The sequence below is a fragment of the Variovorax sp. 770b2 genome (assembly GCF_900115685.1).
Taxonomy (GTDB): Bacteria; Pseudomonadota; Gammaproteobacteria; order Burkholderiales; family Burkholderiaceae_C; genus Variovorax.
On record NZ_FOXJ01000001.1, the window covers coordinates 1,286,160 to 1,303,776 of the forward strand.

At 67.5% G+C, this 17,617-nt stretch carries 17 protein-coding genes; 13 read left to right on the top strand and 4 right to left on the bottom strand.

Annotated elements, in window-relative coordinates; genetic code table 11:
* Nucleotides 1-32: 32 nt before the first annotated feature.
* Complete coding sequence (locus BM133_RS05885; RefSeq protein ID WP_093432286.1) at nt 33-1,391, top strand: NAD(P)/FAD-dependent oxidoreductase; 1,359 nt, start codon at nt 33-35, stop codon at nt 1,389-1,391.
* 125 nt (nt 1,392-1,516) lie between these two features.
* Here the strand turns inward: BM133_RS05885 and BM133_RS05890 are convergent, their stop codons facing one another.
* The 3 genes from BM133_RS05890 to solA all read right to left on the bottom strand — a co-directional run bounded on the left by BM133_RS05890 (nt 1,517) and on the right by solA (nt 4,477).
* The gene (locus BM133_RS05890) at nt 1,517-2,227 is read right to left on the bottom strand and encodes an aspartate/glutamate racemase family protein (protein WP_093432287.1); all 711 of its coding nucleotides are present in this window, start codon (nt 2,225-2,227) and stop codon (nt 1,517-1,519) included.
* A 5-nt stretch (nt 2,228-2,232) separates the two neighbouring features.
* Nucleotides 2,233-3,174 carry a 2-dehydropantoate 2-reductase gene (panE, locus tag BM133_RS05895; RefSeq protein WP_093432289.1) on the bottom strand — a complete coding sequence of 314 codons (942 nt, stop codon included), beginning with the start codon at nt 3,172-3,174 and terminating at the stop codon, nt 2,233-2,235.
* Nucleotides 3,175-3,238: 64 nt separating this feature from the next.
* On the bottom strand, nt 3,239-4,477 hold the full coding sequence (gene solA / locus BM133_RS05900; protein ID WP_093435076.1) for an N-methyl-L-tryptophan oxidase: 1,239 nt from the start codon (nt 4,475-4,477) through the stop codon (nt 3,239-3,241).
* 130 nt (nt 4,478-4,607) lie between these two features.
* On the opposite strand from solA, the gene BM133_RS05905 reads away from it, so the two are divergent.
* On the top strand, nt 4,608-5,165 hold the full coding sequence (locus BM133_RS05905) for an NADPH-dependent FMN reductase (RefSeq protein WP_093432290.1): 558 nt from the start codon (nt 4,608-4,610) through the stop codon (nt 5,163-5,165).
* A gap of 57 nt (nt 5,166-5,222) precedes the next feature.
* Here BM133_RS05905 and BM133_RS05910 read toward each other — a convergent pair whose 3' ends face one another.
* Entirely contained in the window at nt 5,223-5,870 is a 648-nt protein-coding gene (locus BM133_RS05910; protein ID WP_093432292.1) for an FMN-dependent NADH-azoreductase, read from the bottom strand.
* Between the two features lie 133 nt (nt 5,871-6,003).
* Here BM133_RS05910 and BM133_RS05915 point away from each other — a divergent pair, with 133 nt between their 5' ends.
* The 11 genes from BM133_RS05915 to BM133_RS05965 all read left to right on the top strand — a co-directional run bounded on the left by BM133_RS05915 (nt 6,004) and on the right by BM133_RS05965 (nt 17,546).
* Complete coding sequence (locus BM133_RS05915) at nt 6,004-6,918, top strand: LysR family transcriptional regulator (protein WP_093435078.1); 915 nt, start codon at nt 6,004-6,006, stop codon at nt 6,916-6,918.
* A 127-nt stretch (nt 6,919-7,045) separates the two neighbouring features.
* Nucleotides 7,046-7,687: a peroxiredoxin gene (locus tag BM133_RS05920; RefSeq protein WP_093432293.1), complete on the top strand. Its 642-nt coding sequence runs from the start codon at nt 7,046-7,048 to the stop codon at nt 7,685-7,687.
* A gap of 131 nt (nt 7,688-7,818) precedes the next feature.
* Nucleotides 7,819-8,394: an RBBP9/YdeN family alpha/beta hydrolase gene (locus BM133_RS05925; protein ID WP_093432295.1), complete on the top strand. Its 576-nt coding sequence runs from the start codon at nt 7,819-7,821 to the stop codon at nt 8,392-8,394.
* Nucleotides 8,391-9,407, top strand: a complete 1,017-nt coding sequence (locus BM133_RS05930; RefSeq protein ID WP_093432296.1) for a sulfate ABC transporter substrate-binding protein — start codon at nt 8,391-8,393, stop codon at nt 9,405-9,407. Before BM133_RS05925 ends, BM133_RS05930 begins: the two co-directional genes overlap by 4 nt.
* Entirely contained in the window at nt 9,408-10,295 is an 888-nt protein-coding gene (gene cysT, locus BM133_RS05935) for a sulfate ABC transporter permease subunit CysT (RefSeq protein WP_093432297.1), read from the top strand.
* Between the two features lies 1 nt (nt 10,296).
* On the top strand, nt 10,297-11,199 hold the full coding sequence (gene cysW, locus BM133_RS05940; protein WP_093432299.1) for a sulfate ABC transporter permease subunit CysW: 903 nt from the start codon (nt 10,297-10,299) through the stop codon (nt 11,197-11,199).
* Nucleotides 11,200-11,216: 17 nt separating this feature from the next.
* Entirely contained in the window at nt 11,217-12,314 is a 1,098-nt protein-coding gene (locus BM133_RS05945) for a sulfate/molybdate ABC transporter ATP-binding protein (RefSeq protein WP_093432300.1), read from the top strand.
* Nucleotides 12,311-12,814: a disulfide bond formation protein B gene (locus BM133_RS05950; RefSeq protein ID WP_093432301.1), complete on the top strand. Its 504-nt coding sequence runs from the start codon at nt 12,311-12,313 to the stop codon at nt 12,812-12,814. Before BM133_RS05945 ends, BM133_RS05950 begins: the two co-directional genes overlap by 4 nt.
* Nucleotides 12,815-13,016: 202 nt before the next feature.
* Nucleotides 13,017-14,180, top strand: coding sequence for a macrolide transporter subunit MacA (gene macA, locus BM133_RS05955; RefSeq protein WP_093432302.1), 1,164 nt, complete (start codon nt 13,017-13,019; stop codon nt 14,178-14,180).
* Nucleotides 14,177-16,168, top strand: coding sequence for a macrolide ABC transporter ATP-binding protein/permease MacB (macB, locus tag BM133_RS05960; protein ID WP_093432304.1), 1,992 nt, complete (start codon nt 14,177-14,179; stop codon nt 16,166-16,168). Before macA ends, macB begins: the two co-directional genes overlap by 4 nt.
* Nucleotides 16,125-17,546, top strand: coding sequence for an efflux transporter outer membrane subunit (locus tag BM133_RS05965; RefSeq protein ID WP_177224732.1), 1,422 nt, complete (start codon nt 16,125-16,127; stop codon nt 17,544-17,546). Before macB ends, BM133_RS05965 begins: the two co-directional genes overlap by 44 nt.
* Nucleotides 17,547-17,617 lie beyond the last annotated feature (71 nt).

Below are 17,617 nucleotides of genomic sequence, written 5' to 3' on the forward strand. Positions count from 1 at the left end.
GCAGCATTGTCAAACAATGTTGTACAGCCTGAATGTCTCTCCCGACTGAAGCCATCGAACCCAGCCCGGCCGCGCACGAATCCTGCGATGTGATCGTGATCGGCGGCGGCCCCGCCGGCTCTACCGTCGCGGCGCTGCTGGCGCAACAGGGCCGCCACGTGGTGCTGCTCGAGAAGGCGCATCACCCGCGCTTTCACATCGGCGAATCGCTGCTGCCGGCGAACGTCGAACTGTTCGACAGGCTCGGCGTGCGCGACCAGGTCGAGAAGATCGGCATGCCGAAATTCGGCATCGAGTTCGTCTCGCCCGATCATGAGCACCGCAGCTATGTGGACTTTGCCGAGGGCTGGGACAAGTCGCTCGACTCCGCCTGGCAGGTGCGCCGCTCGGAGCTGGACGAACTGCTGTTCCGCAACGCCGCCACCCGCGGCGCGCAGACGCTGGAAGGCTGCAAGGTGCGCGACGTGGCTTTCGATGCCGACGGCGCGACCGTCCAGGCCGAGATGGACGATGGCGCCAGGCGCAGCTGGCGTGCCCGCTTCGTGGTCGATGCCACCGGGCGCGACACATTGCTGGCCAACAAATTCCGCTGCAAGGAAAAGAACCCCGACCACAACAGCACCGCCGTCTTCGGGCACTTCACGAACGCCGAGCGGCTCGAGGGCAAGAAGGAAGGCAACATCAGCATCTGCTGGTTTCCGCACGGCTGGTTCTGGTTCATTCCGCTGGCCGACGGCACCACCAGCGTGGGCGCGGTGTGCTGGCCGTACTACCTGAAGACGCGCGACAAGCCGCTGAAGGACTTCTTCCACGACACCATCGCCACCTGCCCGGTGCTGGTGGAGCGCTTGAAAAACGCCACGCTGGTCGACGACGCGGTGCATGCCACCGGCAACTTCTCGTATTCGAGCACGCACGCCACGGGCGAGCGCTACCTGCTGCTGGGCGATGCCTTCACCTTCATCGACCCGATGTTCTCGTCGGGCGTGTACCTGGCGATGCACAGCGCCTTCGACGGGGCCCAGCTGGTGGCCACCGCGCTGGACCAGCCGGCCGAGCTGGCCACCGCGCGCCAGGGCTTCGAGGCCATGATGCGCAAGGGCCCGCGCGAGTATTCGTGGTTCATCTACCGCGTGACCAACCCGACCATCCGCGACATGTTCATGCACCCGGGCAATCCGTTCCGGGTGAAGGAGGCGCTGATGTCGCTCCTGGCCGGCGACATCTACAAGGGCACGCCGATGTGGGGCGCGCTGCGGATGTTCAAGGTGCTGTACTACGGCATCTCGCTTGCGAACTTCCGCCGCACCTGGGCCGGGTGGAAGCGGCATCGCTTCAACACGCGGGACATGGGGGTGGTGAAGGGGGAGACGATCCTCAAGTCGGAGTAATTGGGCAGGACGCCGAATAGCAACGTGAATAGATAGATTTCCCCGGTCCTCATTGGGAATGCAGGGGCTGTTGAATATCTACGTGAATAGATACTCGACCCCTCGGTGCAAGAGCCGCAACGGGCTCAGCCCTGTGGCCCGTACAGCATGCCCGTGCCGCTGGCATTCCACGCATTGCCCGACGCCCGCAGCGTCGCCACCGCATGCGCAACGCCCAGCCCCGGGCTGCTGAGCACATCGATCCCCAGGTCGGCAAGCAGCGGCGTCACCGGCGCCATCGAGGCTTGCGCGAGCACGACCACGTCGGCCTTGCCGACCGCGCTGCGGATCGCTGCTGCCAGCGTCTCCACATAGCGGCCGGTATCGCCGGCCTGGAAATGCGCCCACGCCTCCTGGACGAGCAGCGCACTGGGCCGGGTTCCAACGCCGGCCTGCGTCGCTGCCGAGAGGATCAGCGCCGTCGTCGGCTCCAGCGTGCTTTCGACGGCCGCGACGATCAGCACGCGCGGGCCGGTGCGCACCGCGCGGTCGGCCATGGCGCGATCGATGCGCAGGGCCGAGAAGGCACCGCCGGTGGCGGTTTTCTCGGCGATGCCGCCGATGGTCGAGCAGGTGCACACGACCACCGCGGCGCCGTCCGATGCCGCCTCGCGCATGGCCTCCTGCACGCGCTGGACCAGCGCCGCGTTGTCCACGCCCACGACGCGTGCGTCGGCCAGCAGCTCTTCCATCACCAGGTGGCGCACGTCGAGATCGGGCGCCATGTCGCGCATCAGCCGCCCGAAGGTCTGCACATGCGGCTGCGCCGTGTGAAGGAATGCGAGCGCGTCGGCCATGCGGGTCAGCCGGCCTCGCGGGCGCGCCGGGCCTCGTAGGCCTTGAGGTGGACGTAGGCGGTGCGCAGCACCGTGGGCACCGGCGAATCGCCTGAACCGCTTTGAGGCGCCCGGCCGAGGAGGTCGCCCACGATGTGGTCGGCTTCCACGGCCGCGCCGCGCACCATGTCCTTGTACATCGACGCCGTCATCGGCGAGCCGGCCGTGGTCACTACCGCGCGGCCGCGCTGGATGGCGGCGGGGCGCGGCGCGAAGCCGTTGTGCGCGGCGATGGCGCAGCATTCGTCGAAGATCGAGAGCGCCACGTCCTGGCCGCCGGCCGCGACGATGTCGCCGATGGTGGCGCGCATCAGGCTGGTGAGGCCCGCCGCGGAGGCGATGAAGACCCACTTCTCCCACATGTCCTGCGCGATGGTCTCGCTCGCGGTGGCGTCGAACTTCGCGCCGGCGAACTGGGCCGCGATGGCATCGACGCGCGCCGAGCGGCCGCCCGCGCGCTCGCCGTAGCTCAGGCCGTGCATGTCGTTCAGGTGCAGCACGCGGCCCTCGTCGTCCAGCGTGGCCGAGATCATGCAGAGGCCGCCGAGCACGCGCTCGTCGCCGAAGCGCTCGACCAGCTGGTCGATGTGCTTCATGCCATTGAGGAGCGGCAGGATCGCCGTGTTCGGGCCGATCGCGGGCGCGAACGAGTCCATCGTCGCGTCCAGGTCGTAGGCCTTGCTGCCGACCACGACCACGTCATAGGGGCCGTCGATGTCCTCGGCCAGCACATGCCTGGGCGCCGGCAATTCGAGGTTGCCGAAAGGGCTCTGCACCACGAGCCCGGTTTTCGCGAGCTGGGCTGCGCGGCGCGGACGAAGAAGAAAGGTCACGTCGCGCCCCGCCTCCAGCAAACGGCCGCCGAAATAACCACCGAGTGCACCGGCACCCACCACCAGGAATCTCATCGCGCATTGCTCCAGAAATCAAGAAGATCGGGAGCGATGATGCCCGCGTTCGCGCCGGGCCGCTCTAGGCAGTTTCCTTCTCCAGCAGCCGCTGGCGGGCAAAGGGGCGCAGGTCGAGGCCGTGAGAAATGGCGCGGCCCAGCACCTGGTCGGCAATGGCTTCGCCAAGGCCGGCCGAATGCTTGAAGCCGTGGCCCGAGCAGGCCGAGGCGATCAGCACGCGGGGCAGGCCCTCCAGAGCATCGATCACGAAGCGGCGGTCGGGCGTCACGGTGTACATGCAGGCGCGCGCTTTCAGGGCGCGGCCACCGATCTGCGGGAAGCGGCCGGCCACGCGGCCCTGGTACATCGCGGCGGTTTCCTCGGGGCTCACGCTGCGCTCGATGGTGTCGGGCGTGGTGGCCGCCACGTACTGCTCGGTCGCGACCTTGAGCGCGGGCTGCGCGGGGTCGGAGGACGGAAAACCGTACATGTAGTCTTCCTGACCGTCGCCGAACATCCAGATGAAGATGGGAAAGCGGCCGGGCGAGAAGTCGGCGGCGGCGCTGCCGGTATCGAACCAATGCATCACCTGCCGGTGTACCGAAAAGTTCGCCTGCCAGTCGGTGCGCGCCTGCCGCCCGAGGAATTCGGGCAGCCACGCGCCCGCCGCGACCACGACGCGGTCTGCCGTGAAGCTGGCCGAATCGGTGCGCACGCGGACCGTGTCGCCGTTGCCCACGGGCTCCACGGATTGCACGCGCTCGCCGGTGCGCGTCTGTGCGCCCGAGGCGCGGGCCACCGCGAGCTGTGCGCCGATGGCGTCCTCGGGCCGCACGAAGCCGGCATCGCGCTCGTGGTAGCCGATCTCGTCGCCCTGCAGCTTGAACTGCGGAAAACGCGCGCGGATGCCGGCCGCATCGAGCACCTCGTGCGCGATGCCGAAGCGCTCGGCGCAGGCGATGGTGCGGCGCACGAAATCGGCTTTGCCGTGGTGCTCGGCCACGCGGTCGCGCGGCGCGAGGATGAGGCCGCTCGTGGTCGTCATCAGCGGCTTGCCGGTGCGGGCCTCGAGTTCGCGCCAGAGGGTGTGCGAGCGCTGCACGAAGGGCACGTACTCGTCGCCTTCGCCGACCGCCAGCCGCGTGATGCGGGAGTCACCGTGCGAGGAGCCCTGGTCGTGCGGCGGCGCGAACTGGTCGATGCCCAGCACGCGGGCGCCGCGCTGCGAGAGTTGGTAGAGCGTGGCCGCGCCGAGGGCGCCGAGGCCGACGACGATGACGTCGTAGTGAGACGACTGGGAGGAGGAAGAGGACAGAGGCATGGCCTCCAGCATCTGGCAGGGCGCGCGATGGCGCAAGAACTTTTCCGGAAAAGGTCATGGGCGATTCGCATAATCGCGTTCGTCTTTCGGACCTTCCTCCAGACCTTTCATTCACACCAAGGAGTCACCCATGGCCCAGACCCGGATCGCCGTCGTTGTCGGCAGTCTTCGCAAGGATTCGTTCAACCAGAAGCTCGCGCTCGCGCTGGCGCACCTCGCGCCGTCGGACTTCACCTTCGAGCACGTGCGCATCGACGACCTGCCGCTCTACAACCAGGACGACGACGGCAACCAGGCGCCCGCAGTCAAGCGCCTGAAGAGCGAGATCGCAGCCGCGCAGGGCCTGCTGTTCGTCACGCCCGAATACAACCGCTCGATCCCCGGCGTGCTGAAGAACGCCATCGACCACGCCTCGCGTCCCTATGGCCAGAACGCCTGGGGCGGCAAGCCGGCCGGCGTGGTCGGCATCTCGGTAGGCGCCATCGGCACCGCGCTCGCGCAGCAGCACCTGCGCAACATCCTGGCTTATCTGGACGTGCCCACGCTGGGCTCGCCCGAAGTGTTCCTGCAGACCAAGGACGACCTGTTCGACGACAAGGGCCACATCGGCAACGAAGGCTCCAAGAAGTTCCTGCAGGGGTGGATGGACAAGTACGTTGCCTGGATCAAGAGCCATTCGGCCGCCTGATCCGCGCCCATGAAAAAAGCCGCCCCACGGGGCGGCTTTTTTTTGGCGTCGAGGCGCTCAGGCAACCTGGGCGACGTCCTTCTGGTTCGCGGCTTCGGCCGTCGCCACCAGGATGTCGGAGCGCGCCGCGGTCAGTGCGGCAGCCTTGGGCTCGTCGCCCATCGCCACGCCCTCGGCACGCACGATGCGCACGTCGGTGATGCCGAAGAAGCCGAAGACCACCTTCAGGTAGCTCTCCTGGTGCTCGGCGCCCTGGCCCCAGTCGCTGGTCGAGTAGACGCCGCCGCGGCTGGACGCCACGATCACGGTCTTGCCGCCGGCCAGGCCCACGGGGCCCGTCTCGGTGTACTTGAAGGTGCGGCCGACCTGCCCGAGGCGGTCGATCCAGGCCTTCAGCTGGGTCGGGACCGAGAAGTTGTACAGCGGTGCGCCGACCACGACCACGTCGGCCGCGAGGAACTGGCTCACCAGCTTTTCCGACAACGCGTTCTCGCGTTGCTGGGCTTCGGTCGGCTCGGCCTGCGGGCCGGTCTTGATGGCCAGGGCGTCGGCGCCGAAGTGCGCGGGGGCGTCGACGGCCAGGTCGAGGTACTCGACGACGGTGTCGGGGTGCGCGGCCTTCCAGGCGGCCACGGTCTCGGCCGTCAGCAGGCGGGAGGTCGAATAGGCACCGAGGATGCTGGAGTCGATGTGGAGCAGCTTCATATCAATCACTTTCGTGTGGATGGTGTCGGCGCTCAAAAGTGGCCGGCGTTGAGAGAATTCTATTTTTGAGTCGAGTGATTGATAAGTAGCCAAAATTTGCATAGATCGTCCTGATTGCAGGACAATGAGCGCCATGCAAGACCTCAATGACATGGTTTTTTTCGCCGAAGTGGCCGAGCGCGGCGGTTTTGCTGCCGCCAGCCGGGCGCTCGGCATTCCCAAGTCGCGGCTTTCCCGCCGCGTGGCGGAGCTGGAGGAGCGCCTGGGCGTGCAGCTGATGCAGCGCAGCACCCGTCGCCTGTCGCTGACTCCCGCAGGCGAGATCTACCTGCGGCACTCGGCCGCGATGCGCGACGCGGCCCAGGCGGCGGCCGAGGCGGTGGCGCAGGTGCAGAACGAGCCCAGCGGCCTGGTGCGCATCAGCTGCCCGGTCACCATCGTGCACAGCGGGCTGGGGCAGCTGATGCCGCTCTTCATGGCGCGCTATCCGGCGGTGCGGGTGGACATGCGGGTGATCAACCGGCCGGTCGACCTGATCGAGGAGGGCATCGACATCGCCCTGCGGGTGCGGCATTCCATCGAGGACAGTACGGTGCTGGTGGCCAAGACCTTCGGCTACAGCCGTGGCGTGCTGGTGGCGACCCCGGCGCTGCTGGCGCGCCACGGGCCGGCAGAAACCGTGGCCGACCTCGGCAAGCTGCCCACGGCGGCGATGTCGGTCAACGGGGACGGGCGCAGCGACTGGCGGCTGGAAGGCCCCGAAGGCCAGAGCCACGTCCACTCCCACACGCCGCGCTACGTGGCGGACGACCTCGTGACGCTGCAGCAGGGCACGCTGGCCGGCGTCGGGGCGACCATGCTGCCCGACTACATGTGCCGCGCCGACATCGACGCCGGCCGCCTGGTGCGGCTGCTGCCCGGCTGGGGGCCGGCGCCGGTGGTGGCGCACATGGTGTTCCCCGCGCGGCGGGCGCTGGTGCCGGCGGTGCGGCGGCTGATCGATTTCCTGATGGAGCACCTGCAAAGCGAGGACATGCGCATGTTCTAGGGGCGCCTCGAACGCGCCTTTCCTGTCGCCTTATGCGAAAAACGTCATATCCAAACAAGCAGATATTCGTTTGGCATTGAAGCAACGGTTCGCACAATCCAAGGCTCCCATCCATCCAGGAGCGACCATGGCTACTCTGCGACTCGGCGACACCGCCCCCAATTTCACCCAGGACTCCAGCGAAGGCCCCCTCGACTTCTACCAGTGGGGCGGCGATTCGTGGATCGTGTTCTTCTCGCACCCGGCCGACTTCACGCCCGTGTGCACCACCGAACTGGGCAAGACCGCGGCGCTGTCGGGCGAATTCGCCAAGCGCGGCGTGAAGCCCATTGCGCTGAGCGTCGATCCGGCCACCAAGCACAAGGACTGGATCAGCGACATCAACGAAACGCAGAACACCACCGTCAACTTCCCGATCATTGCGGACGCCGACCGCAAGGTGGCCGACCTGTACGACCTGATCCACCCGAACGCCTCGGCCACGGCCACGGTGCGCAGCGTGTTCATCATCGATCCGAAGAAGGTGATCCGCACCACCATCACCTACCCGGCATCGACCGGCCGCAACTTCGACGAGATCCTGCGCGTGATCGATTCGCTGCAGCTCACCGACAGCCACAAGGTGGCCACGCCCGTGAACTGGAAAGACGGCGACGACGTGGTCATCGTGCCGAGCATCCAGGACCCGGCCGAGCTGGCAGAGCGCTTTCCCAAGGGCTTCAAGGCCGTGAAGCCTTACCTGCGCATCACGCCGCAGCCCAACAAGTAAGAGCCGCCCGTGAAAGCTTTGACGCTCCTTCCAGGAACACCGCGGAACCGGCTTTGCCGGGCCGCTGGTGTTGCCCCCGGCGAGGGGGTTGGCGAAGCGACACGAAGTGCGCGAACCCTGGGGGAGAGCCAGTGTTGACGCGCGTCGTCATCGTGCCTGGTTGGCGCGACTCCGGCCCCGGCCACTGGCAAAGCCTGTGGGAAGAGCGCATTCCGGGCGCCGCACGGGTGGTGCAGGACGACTGGGCCTCGCCCAAGCGCGATGCCTGGGTGCCCGCGCTCACCAGGCTCGTGCTCGAAAGCCCCGGCCCGGTGGTGATCGCGGCCCACAGCCTGGGCTGCATCGCCACGGCGCACCTGCCGCCCGAGGCGGCCGCCCGCATCCGGGGGGCGCTCCTGGTGGCCCCGGCCGACCCCGAACGCCGCGCGGTGCTCTCCGACTTCGCGCCCGTGCCGTATGCGGCGCTGCCCTACCGCAGCATCGTGGTGGCCAGCAGCAACGACCCCTACTGCCCCATCCGGCTGGCAGGTGCATATTCGCGGGCCTGGGGCAGCGAGTTCGTGCGCATGCAGAATGCGGGCCACATCAACATCGATTCGGGGCACGGAGACTGGCCGCTCGGCCTGGCCCTGCTGCAATCGTTGACCGACGAGCCCGCTGCCTGGTCGGCGGGCCGTGATTTTTCAGAAACCTTGGCAACCACATGACTTCCAAAATCAAGACCTTCGTCGCCGTGCTCGCGCTGGCGTCCTCCGCACTCGCGGGCAGCAGCGCCTTTGCCCAAGGCACGACGCTGCTCAACGCGTCGTACGACGTGGCGCGCGAGTTCTACAAGGACTACAACGCAGCGTTCGTGGCGCACTACAAGAAGGCCACCGGCAAGGACGTGAAGATCGACCAGTCGCATGGCGGCTCCAGCGCACAGGCGCGCTCGGTGGCCGACGGGCTCGATGCCGACGTGGTGACCATGAACACCTCGACCGACATCGACTTCCTGGCCAACGCCGGCGTGGTCGCCAAGGACTGGACCAGGAAATTTCCCGAGAACGCATCGCCGACCACCTCGACCATGCTGTTCCTCGTGCGCAACGGCAACCCCAAGGGCATCAAGGACTGGGACGACCTGGTCAAGCCCGGCATCCAGGTCGTGATCGTCAACCCCAAGACCGGCGGCAACGGGCGCTACGCCTACCTCGCAGCCTGGGGCTACATCAAGAAGAAGGGCGGCACCGATGCGCAGGCCGCCGAGTTCGTGGGCAAGCTCTTCAAGAACACGCCGGTGCTGGCACGCGGCGGCCGCGACGCCACCACCGCCTTCCTGCAACGCAACATCGGCGATGCGCTGATCACCTTCGAATCGGAAGTGGTGTCTATCGATCGCGAATTCGGCACCGGCAAGGTCGATTCGGTCTACCCGTCGATCAGCATCGTGGCCGAGAACCCGGTGGCCGTGGTCGAGCGCACCGTGGCCAAGAAGGGCACCGGCGAACTTGCCAAGGCGTACCTGGATTGGCTCTATTCCGAAGAAGCGCAGGAAATCGCCGCCAGGCATGCGCTGCGTCCGCGCTCGCAGACCGTGCTGAAGAAGTACGCCGCGACGTTCAAGCCGCTGCAGCTGTTCACGGTGCAGGAACTGTTCGGCAGCCTCGGCGAAGCGCAGAAGGTGCACTTCAACGACGGTGGCCAGTTCGACAAGCTCTATACGCCCGGCGCAAAGTAAATGAGCGGCGCAGTCTCTTCGGCGCTCCCGTCCGCGGGAGCGCCTTTTTCGCGTGCCAACCGGGCAGGGGGCGCCAAGCGCGTGCTGCCGGGTTTCCACATCACGCTCGGCTTCTCCATTCTTTATCTCAGCCTGATCGTGTTGATCCCGCTGTCGGCGCTGGTCTTCCGGACCTTCACGCTGACCTGGGACCAGTTCTGGGTGGCCGTGACCGCGCCGCGCGTGATGGCCTCCTACCGCCTGACGTTCGGCGCCTCGCTGATCGCCGCGCTCGTGAACGCGGTGTTCGGGCTGCTCGTGGCCTGGGTGCTGGTGCGCTACAAGTTTCCGGGCAAGCGCATCGTCGACGCGCTGGTCGATCTGCCGTTCGCACTGCCCACGGCCGTGGCCGGCATCTCGCTCACCGCGCTGCTCGCGGGCAACGGCTGGATCGGGCAACTGCTCGAGCCGCACGGCATCAAGCTGGCATTCACGCCGGCGGGCATCGTGATCGCGCTGATCTTCATCGGGCTGCCGTTCGTGGTGCGCACGGTGCAGCCGGTGCTGGAAGACGCCGAGAAGGAACTCGAGGAGGCCGCGACCTCGCTGGGGGCGACGCGGCTGCAGACTTTCACGAGGGTGATCTTTCCCTCGATCGGGCCTGCGCTGTTCACCGGCTTTGCGATGGCCTTCGCGCGTGCGATCGGCGAATACGGCTCGGTGATCTTCATCGCCGGCAACATGCCGATGATCTCGGAGATCACGCCGCTCATCATCATCGGCAAGCTGGAGCAGTACGACTACGCGGGCGCCACGGCGGTCGCGCTGGTGATGCTGGTCATCTCGTTCCTGCTGCTGCTGGTCATCAACGGCCTGCAGGCGTGGCAGCGCCGCAGGTCTGGAGCCTGACATGAGCGCACCTTCCAAGATCATTCGCCGCGCACAGGCCGGCACCACCGAAGCGCCCTGGGTGCGCTGGACGCTGATCGGCGTTGCGCTCGCGTTCATGTTCCTGTTCCTCGTGCTGCCGCTGGCGGCCGTGGCGACCGAGGCGTTGCGCAAGGGCGTCTCGGCGTACCTCGAAGCGCTGAAGGAGCCCGATGCCTGGAGCGCGATCCGCCTCACGCTGATCACGGCCGCCATCACCGTGCCGCTGAACCTCGTGTTCGGCGTGGCTGCGGCCTGGGCCATCGCCAAGTTCGAGTTCCGCGGCAAGGCCTTCCTCACCACGCTGATCGACCTGCCGTTCGCGGTGTCGCCGGTGGTGGCGGGCCTGATCTACGTGCTGGTGTTCGGCGCGCAGGGCTGGATCGGCCCGTGGCTGGCCGACCACGACATCAAGATCATCTTCGCCGTGCCCGGCATCGTGCTGGCCACCGTGTTCGTGACCTTCCCGTTCATCGCGCGCGAGCTCATTCCGCTGATGCAGGCGCAGGGCACCGACGAGGAGCAGGCCGCCATCGTGCTCGGCGCGACCGGCTGGCAGACCTTCTGGCGCGTGACGCTGCCCAACATCAAGTGGGGCCTCCTGTACGGCGTGATCCTTTGCAACGCGCGCGCCATGGGCGAGTTCGGCGCGGTGTCGGTGGTGTCGGGCCACATCCGCGGCCAGACCAACACCATGCCGCTGCACGTGGAAGTGCTCTACAACGAATACCAGTCGGTGGCCGCCTTCGCCGTGGCCTCGCTGCTGGCGATCCTGGCGCTGGTCACGCTGGTGATCAAGTCGGTGATCGAGTGGCGCCACGAGCGCGAGATGAAGGCCATTGCCGAACTGCCCCCCGAGCGCCCGCCCGAAACGACGGCGGCTTGAGAGAGAGAGAAGAAATCATGAGCATCGAAATCCGCAACATCAGCAAGCAGTTCGGCGACTTCCGCGCGCTGCGCAACGTGAACCTGGACGTCGAATCGGGCGAACTCGTCGCGCTGCTCGGCCCCTCGGGCTGCGGCAAGACCACGCTGCTGCGCATCATCGCGGGGCTGGAGACGGCCGACACCGGCAGCATCCTTTTCTCGGGCGAGGACACCACCGACGTGCATGTGCGCGAGCGCCAGGTGGGCTTCGTGTTCCAGCACTACGCGCTGTTCCGCCACATGACCGTGTTCGAGAACGTCGCCTTCGGCCTGCGCGTGAAGCCGCGCAAAGAGCGCCCGAGCGACGCGCAGATCAAGGCCAAGGTGACCGACCTGCTCAAGCTCGTGCAGCTGGACTGGCTGGCCGACCGCTACCCGTCGCAGCTCTCCGGCGGCCAGCGCCAGCGCATTGCGCTGGCCCGCGCGCTGGCGGTGGAGCCCAAGGTGCTGCTGCTGGACGAGCCCTTCGGCGCGCTGGACGCCAAGGTCCGAAAGGAATTGCGCCGGTGGTTGCGCCGCCTGCACGACGAGCTGCACGTCACCTCGATCTTCGTCACGCACGACCAGGAAGAGGCACTGGAAGTGGCCGACCGTGTGGTGGTCATCAACAAGGGGCAGATCGAACAGGTCGGCTCGCCGCAGGACGTGTGGGACAAGCCGGCGAGTCCTTTCGTCTACGGGTTCCTGGGCGACGTGAACCTGTTCCACGGCCGCGCCGACAACGGCCAGGTGCAGCTGGACGGCATGCGCCTGGAATCGCCCGAGCACAGCGGCGCGCGCGACGCCAAGGCCATGGCCTATGTGCGCCCGCATGACCTGGAGGTGACACGCTATGTGCCGGGCGCCACCGGCATCGTCGCCACGCTGTCGCGCGCGATCGTGGTCGGACCGACCGCGCGGCTGGAACTTGAGCCCACCGAATCGAATCCAGATAATCCGGGCTCCGGAACCATCATCGAGGCGCAACTCCCTGCGCAACAGTTCCGTGACCTGGGCTTGAAGGAGGGCGACACCGTCGTTGCCAATCCGCGCAAGGCCAGGGTGTTCGTAGAAGAAGATTGGGTGTCTCCTTGATCGATTGGTACTTCGGCGCGCCGCGCCGCGCGCTCGGGCTGATCTGCCTGGCCTGTGTCCTCATGCTGGCCTTCGGGCTCTACCTGCAGCACGTGGTGGGGTTGGAGCCTTGTCCCATGTGCATCGTGCAGCGGTATGCGCTGGTGCTGGTGGCCCTCTTCACGGGGCTGGCCGCCATCTTCCGCAACCGCGCGCTGCAGGTGACGGGCGGGGTGCTGGCGCTGGTGTCGGCGGTGGGCGGTGCCTACACGGCCGCCTCGCAGAGCTGGCTGCAGTGGTATCCGCCCGAAGTCGTGTCCTGCGGGCGCGACCTCTACGGAATGATCGAGACCTTTCCGCTCAAGCGCGCGCTGCCGCTCATCTTCCGCGGCGGCGGCGATTGCTCCAAGGTCGACTGGACGCTGTTCGGCCTGACGCTGGCGAACTGGTCGTTCGTCGCGTTCGTGGTGCTCTCGCTGCTGCTGATCACGCTGCTCCTGCGCCGCCGCAGCGCACGCTGAGCCCTTTCTTCGCATCCGAAACGGCGTGGCTCGCCGCCCTGAAAAGGGGCGGTGAGCCACGCCGTTTTTCATGCGGCGCCGGCGGCAACAATGGCACGAAGTAGCCTTTCAAGGGAACTCCTTCTTTAGCCGGCCTTCAGAAAGCGGGGCTAGGATCGATCCGATCCCTCTCCTGCCGCGTGTTCCACTTTCACCTCATTGCATGCCAAACAACCCACCGCGGCGATCGCGCAAGCTCCTTCTCGGCATTGCAGCGCTCGTCGTCCTGGCCGTCATCGCTTTCTTCTGGCTGAGCCCCGCCAAGAAAACCGAATACCTCACCGCCACCGTGCAGCGCACCGACCTGGAGAACGCGGTGCTCGCCACCGGCGTGCTGCAGGCGCTCAAGCAAGTGGAGGTGGGCGCGCAGGTCAGCGGCCAGCTCAAGTCGCTCAAGGTGGTGCTGGGGCAGACGGTGAAAAAGGGCGACTGGCTCGCCGAGATCGATCCAGTCATCTCGCAGAACACGCTGGCCCAGGAGCAGGCCAAGCTGGAGAACCTGCAGGCCCAGAAGCTCGCCAAGGAAGTGCGCGTCAAGCAGGCCGAACTCACCTGGGCCCGCCAGCGCGAAATGCTGGCGCAGGACGCCGCACCGCGCCAGGACATGGAAAGCGCCGACACCGAACTGCGTGCGCTGCGTGCCGATGGGGTTTCGCTGGAAGCGCAGATTCGCCAGCAGAGGTTGGCCCTGGCTTCTGCGCAAACCAATCTCTCGTACACCCGCATCGTCGCGCCCATCGATGGCGACGTGGTCTCCATCAGCACGCTCGAGGGCCAGACCGTGGTGGCCGCCTTCCAGGTGCCCACGCTGATGAAGCTGGCCGACCTGTCCACCATGACGGTGAAGGCGCAGGTATCGGAGGCCGACGTGGTGCGCGTGAAGGCGGGCTTGCCGGTGTACTTCACCATCCTCGGCGATCCTGACAAGCGCTACCACGGCACGCTGCGCGCGGTGCAGCCCTCGCCCGAGAAGATCAACAACGCGGTGTTCTTCAACGCGCTGTTCGACGTGCCGAACCCCGACCGCACGCTGCGCGTGGACATGACCGCGCAAGTGGCGATCCTGTTGGGCGAGGCGAAACAGGCGCTCACGGTGCCGCTCACCGCGCTCGGCGCGCGCGACAAGGACGGCCGCCAGGAAGTGCGCGTGCTCAAGCCCGACCAGGGCGTGGAAAAGCGCCAGGTGCGCGTGGGCATCAGCAACAACTTCCAGGCGCAGGTGCTGGAGGGGCTGAAGGAGGGCGACACCGTCATCACCGGCGATGCCTCGGCGCTCGATCCGGCCAGCGGCAGCGAAGGCGGCGGCAACAGAGGAAAGCGCCAGTGACCGAGCCGCTGCTGAAGCTGCGAGGCATCGGCCGCAGCTTTCCCTCGGGCGAGCAAGAGGTGCAGGTGCTCAAGGATGTCGACCTGGACATCGGCAGCGGCGAAATGCTGGCCATCGTCGGCGCCTCGGGCTCGGGCAAGTCGACGCTGATGAACATCCTCGGCTGCCTCGACCGGCCGAGCAGCGGCACCTATACCGTCTCGGGCCAGGACGTCGGCACGCTCGACAGCGACGCGCTCGCCCAGCTGCGCCGCGAGCACTTCGGCTTCATCTTCCAGCGCTACCACCTGATGCAGCACCTGACGGCTGCGGGCAACGTCGAGGTGCCCGCCGTGTATGCCGGCACCGAGGGCGTTGCGCGCGATGCGCGGGCGCGGCAGCTGCTCGCGCGCCTGGGCCTGGAAGACCGCACCGAGCACCGGCCGAGCCAGCTCTCGGGCGGCCAGCAGCAGCGCGTGAGCATCGCGCGCGCGCTGATGAACGGCGGCCAGGTCATCCTGGCCGACGAGCCGACGGGCGCACTCGACAGCAAGAGCGGGCAGGAGGTCATCGGCATCCTGCGCGAACTCCATGCGCAGGGCCACACGATCATCATCGTGACGCACGACATGCAGGTGGCCAGTTGCACCGAACGCATCATCGAGATCGCCGACGGGGTGATCGTGGGCGACCGGCCCAATGTGCCGACTGTGCCGACCGTCGCGGCGCCCGCGCAGGCGGTCGGCGCCGATGCGTCGACACCCCCCGCGATGACGAGGCCCAAGCTGGGCATCGCGCGCTTCAGCACCGGCTGGGCCCGCTTCGCCGAGGCCTTCCGCATGGCCTGGCGCTCGATGATGGCGCACCGCATGCGCACCGCGCTCACCATGCTGGGCATCGTCATCGGCATCACCTCGGTGGTGTCGATCGTGGCCATCGGGGAGGGCGCCAAGCGCTTCGTGCTCTCGGACATCCGCGCCATCGGCACCAACACGCTGGACGTGTACCCGGGCCGCGACTTCGGCGACGACAAGGCCGCGAGCATCCGCACGCTGACGCCACCCGACCTGCAGGCCATCGCCGCGCAGCCCTATGTGCACAGCGTGACGCCCGCCACCATGCGCAGCCTTCGCCTGCGCTACCGCAGCGCCGACATCAACGGCAACGTGAACGGCGTGAGCGACGCGTTCTTTCGCGTGCGCGACATGCGCATGGCCAGCGGCGCGGCCTTCACCGCCGAGGACGTGCGCCACCAGTCGCAGGTGGTGGTGATCGACCAGAACACGCGGCGCAAGCTCTTTGCCGATGGCACCGAGCCGGTCGGCAAGGTCATCCTGGTGGGCAACCTGCCGTGCACGGTGATCGGCGTGGCGCAGGAGAAAAAAAGCGTGTTCGGCGAGAACAAGTCGCTCAACATCTGGCTGCCCTACAGCACCGGTGCGAGCCGAATCTTCGGGCAGCAGCACTTCGACGGCATCACGGTGCGCATCCGCGACGACCAGCCGACCAAGGCGGCCGAGGACAGCATCGTGCGGCTGCTCACCCTGCGCCATGGCGCCAAGGATTTCTTCACCTTCAACATGGACAGCATCGTGAAGACCGCCGAGCGCACGAGCCAGTCGCTCACGCTGCTCCTGTCGCTGATCGCGGTGATCTCGCTGGTGGTGGGCGGCATCGGCGTGATGAACATCATGCTGGTGTCGGTGACCGAGCGCACCCGCGAGATCGGCATCCGCATGGCCGTGGGCGCGCGGCAGAGCGACGTGCTGCAGCAGTTTTTGACCGAGGCGGTGCTGGTGTGCCTGGTGGGTGGCTTGATCGGGGTGCTGCTGTCCTATGGCATCAGTTTTCTGTTTTCGCTCTTCGTGACGCAATGGCAAATGATCTTTTCGATGGGCGCCGTGGTGTCGGCATTTCTGTGCGCGTCGCTGATCGGCGTGCTGTTCGGCTACCTGCCGGCGCGCAATGCGGCGCGGCTCGACCCGATCGAGGCGCTGGCTCGTGAGTAAGCCCCGTCTTGCCCTGGGTGCGCTCGCCGCGGCGCTGGCGCTGGGCGGCTGCACGCTGTTCCAGCCGGAGCGGCGCGCGCAGCGGCCGCTGGACGTGCCGCAGACGTGGCAGCAACCGCAGCCCGGCACGCCGGGCGCGGCTGCGGCATTTCCGGCCCACTGGTGGGGCGCGTTCAACGATCCGCAGCTCGATGCGCTGATCGACGACGCGCTGCGAACCAACAACGACCTCGCCGCAGCCGGCATTCGCGTGCAGCGCGCGCAGTTGCAGGCGGGGCTCGCGAACACCAATCTCACGCCCGGCGTGGTGGGGCAGGCCAGCACCGGCCGCAGCTACGACCTGAAGCGCGGCGGCGTGGCCGGTTCGAGTTCGACGTCGCTGGTGACGCTGAGCTACGAGCTCGACCTGTGGGGCCGCTTGTCGGCGCAGCGCAGTGCGGCCGACTGGGAGCTGAAAGCCACCGAGTCGGACCGCCAGGCCACGGCGCTTTCGCTGGTGGGCACCACGGCGGGGCTCTACTGGCAAGTGGGTTACCTCAACCAGCGGATCGCGTTGAGCGAAGCGGGCATGGAAGACGCGCGCCGCATCCTCGCGCTGGTGCGCGCGAAATATGCGGCAGGCGCGGTGTCGGGACTCGACGTTGCACAGGCCGGCCAGAACCTGGCAAGCCAGGAAGCGGCGCACACGCAGCTGCTGCAGCAGCGCGTCGAGGCGCGCAATGCGTTGGCGATCCTGTTCGACCGTCCGCCCGAAGCCGCGGCGCAGGAGCCGTCGCGACTGCCGGACATCGACCTGCCCGCGATCGACGCCGGCCTGCCTGCCAGCCTGCTCGGCCGCCGCCCCGACCTGCGTGCCGCGGAGCAGCGCCTGCGCGGATCGCTGGCGAATGTCGATGCGACGCGCACCGGCTTCTATCCGGCGCTGAGCCTCACCGGTTCGCTCGGCACGTCGAGCACTGCGCTGGGCGAACTGCTGAAGAACCCGGTCGCCACGCTCGGTGCCGGACTGGTGCTGCCTTTCCTGCAATGGAACACCGCGCGGCTGACCGTGGCCGTGTCGCAGACGCAGTACGAAGAGGCCGTGCTCGGCTTCCGCCAATCGCTCTACACGGCCCTGTCGGAGGTGGAGAACACCTTGTCGTCGCGAACGCAGTTGCGCAGCGAGAGCGAAAAGCTGGTCGTGGCGCTGCAGCAGGCGCAGCGCGCGGAGACCTTGTCCGAAGTGCGCTACCGCGCCGGCGCCACCGCGTTGCAGCCGGTGCTCGATGCCAAGGACAGGCGCCGTTCGGCCGAGGTGTCGCTGGCCCTCAACCGGTTGAACCAGCTCAACGCGACGATGACGCTCTACAAGGCGCTGGGTGGCGCGGCTGCCGAGTAGCGCGTCTTGCTCCCCATCCTTCCGGGAGAGGGGCGGAGTGAGGGGTGAGGGCCGATGGCACCAGCGCCGCG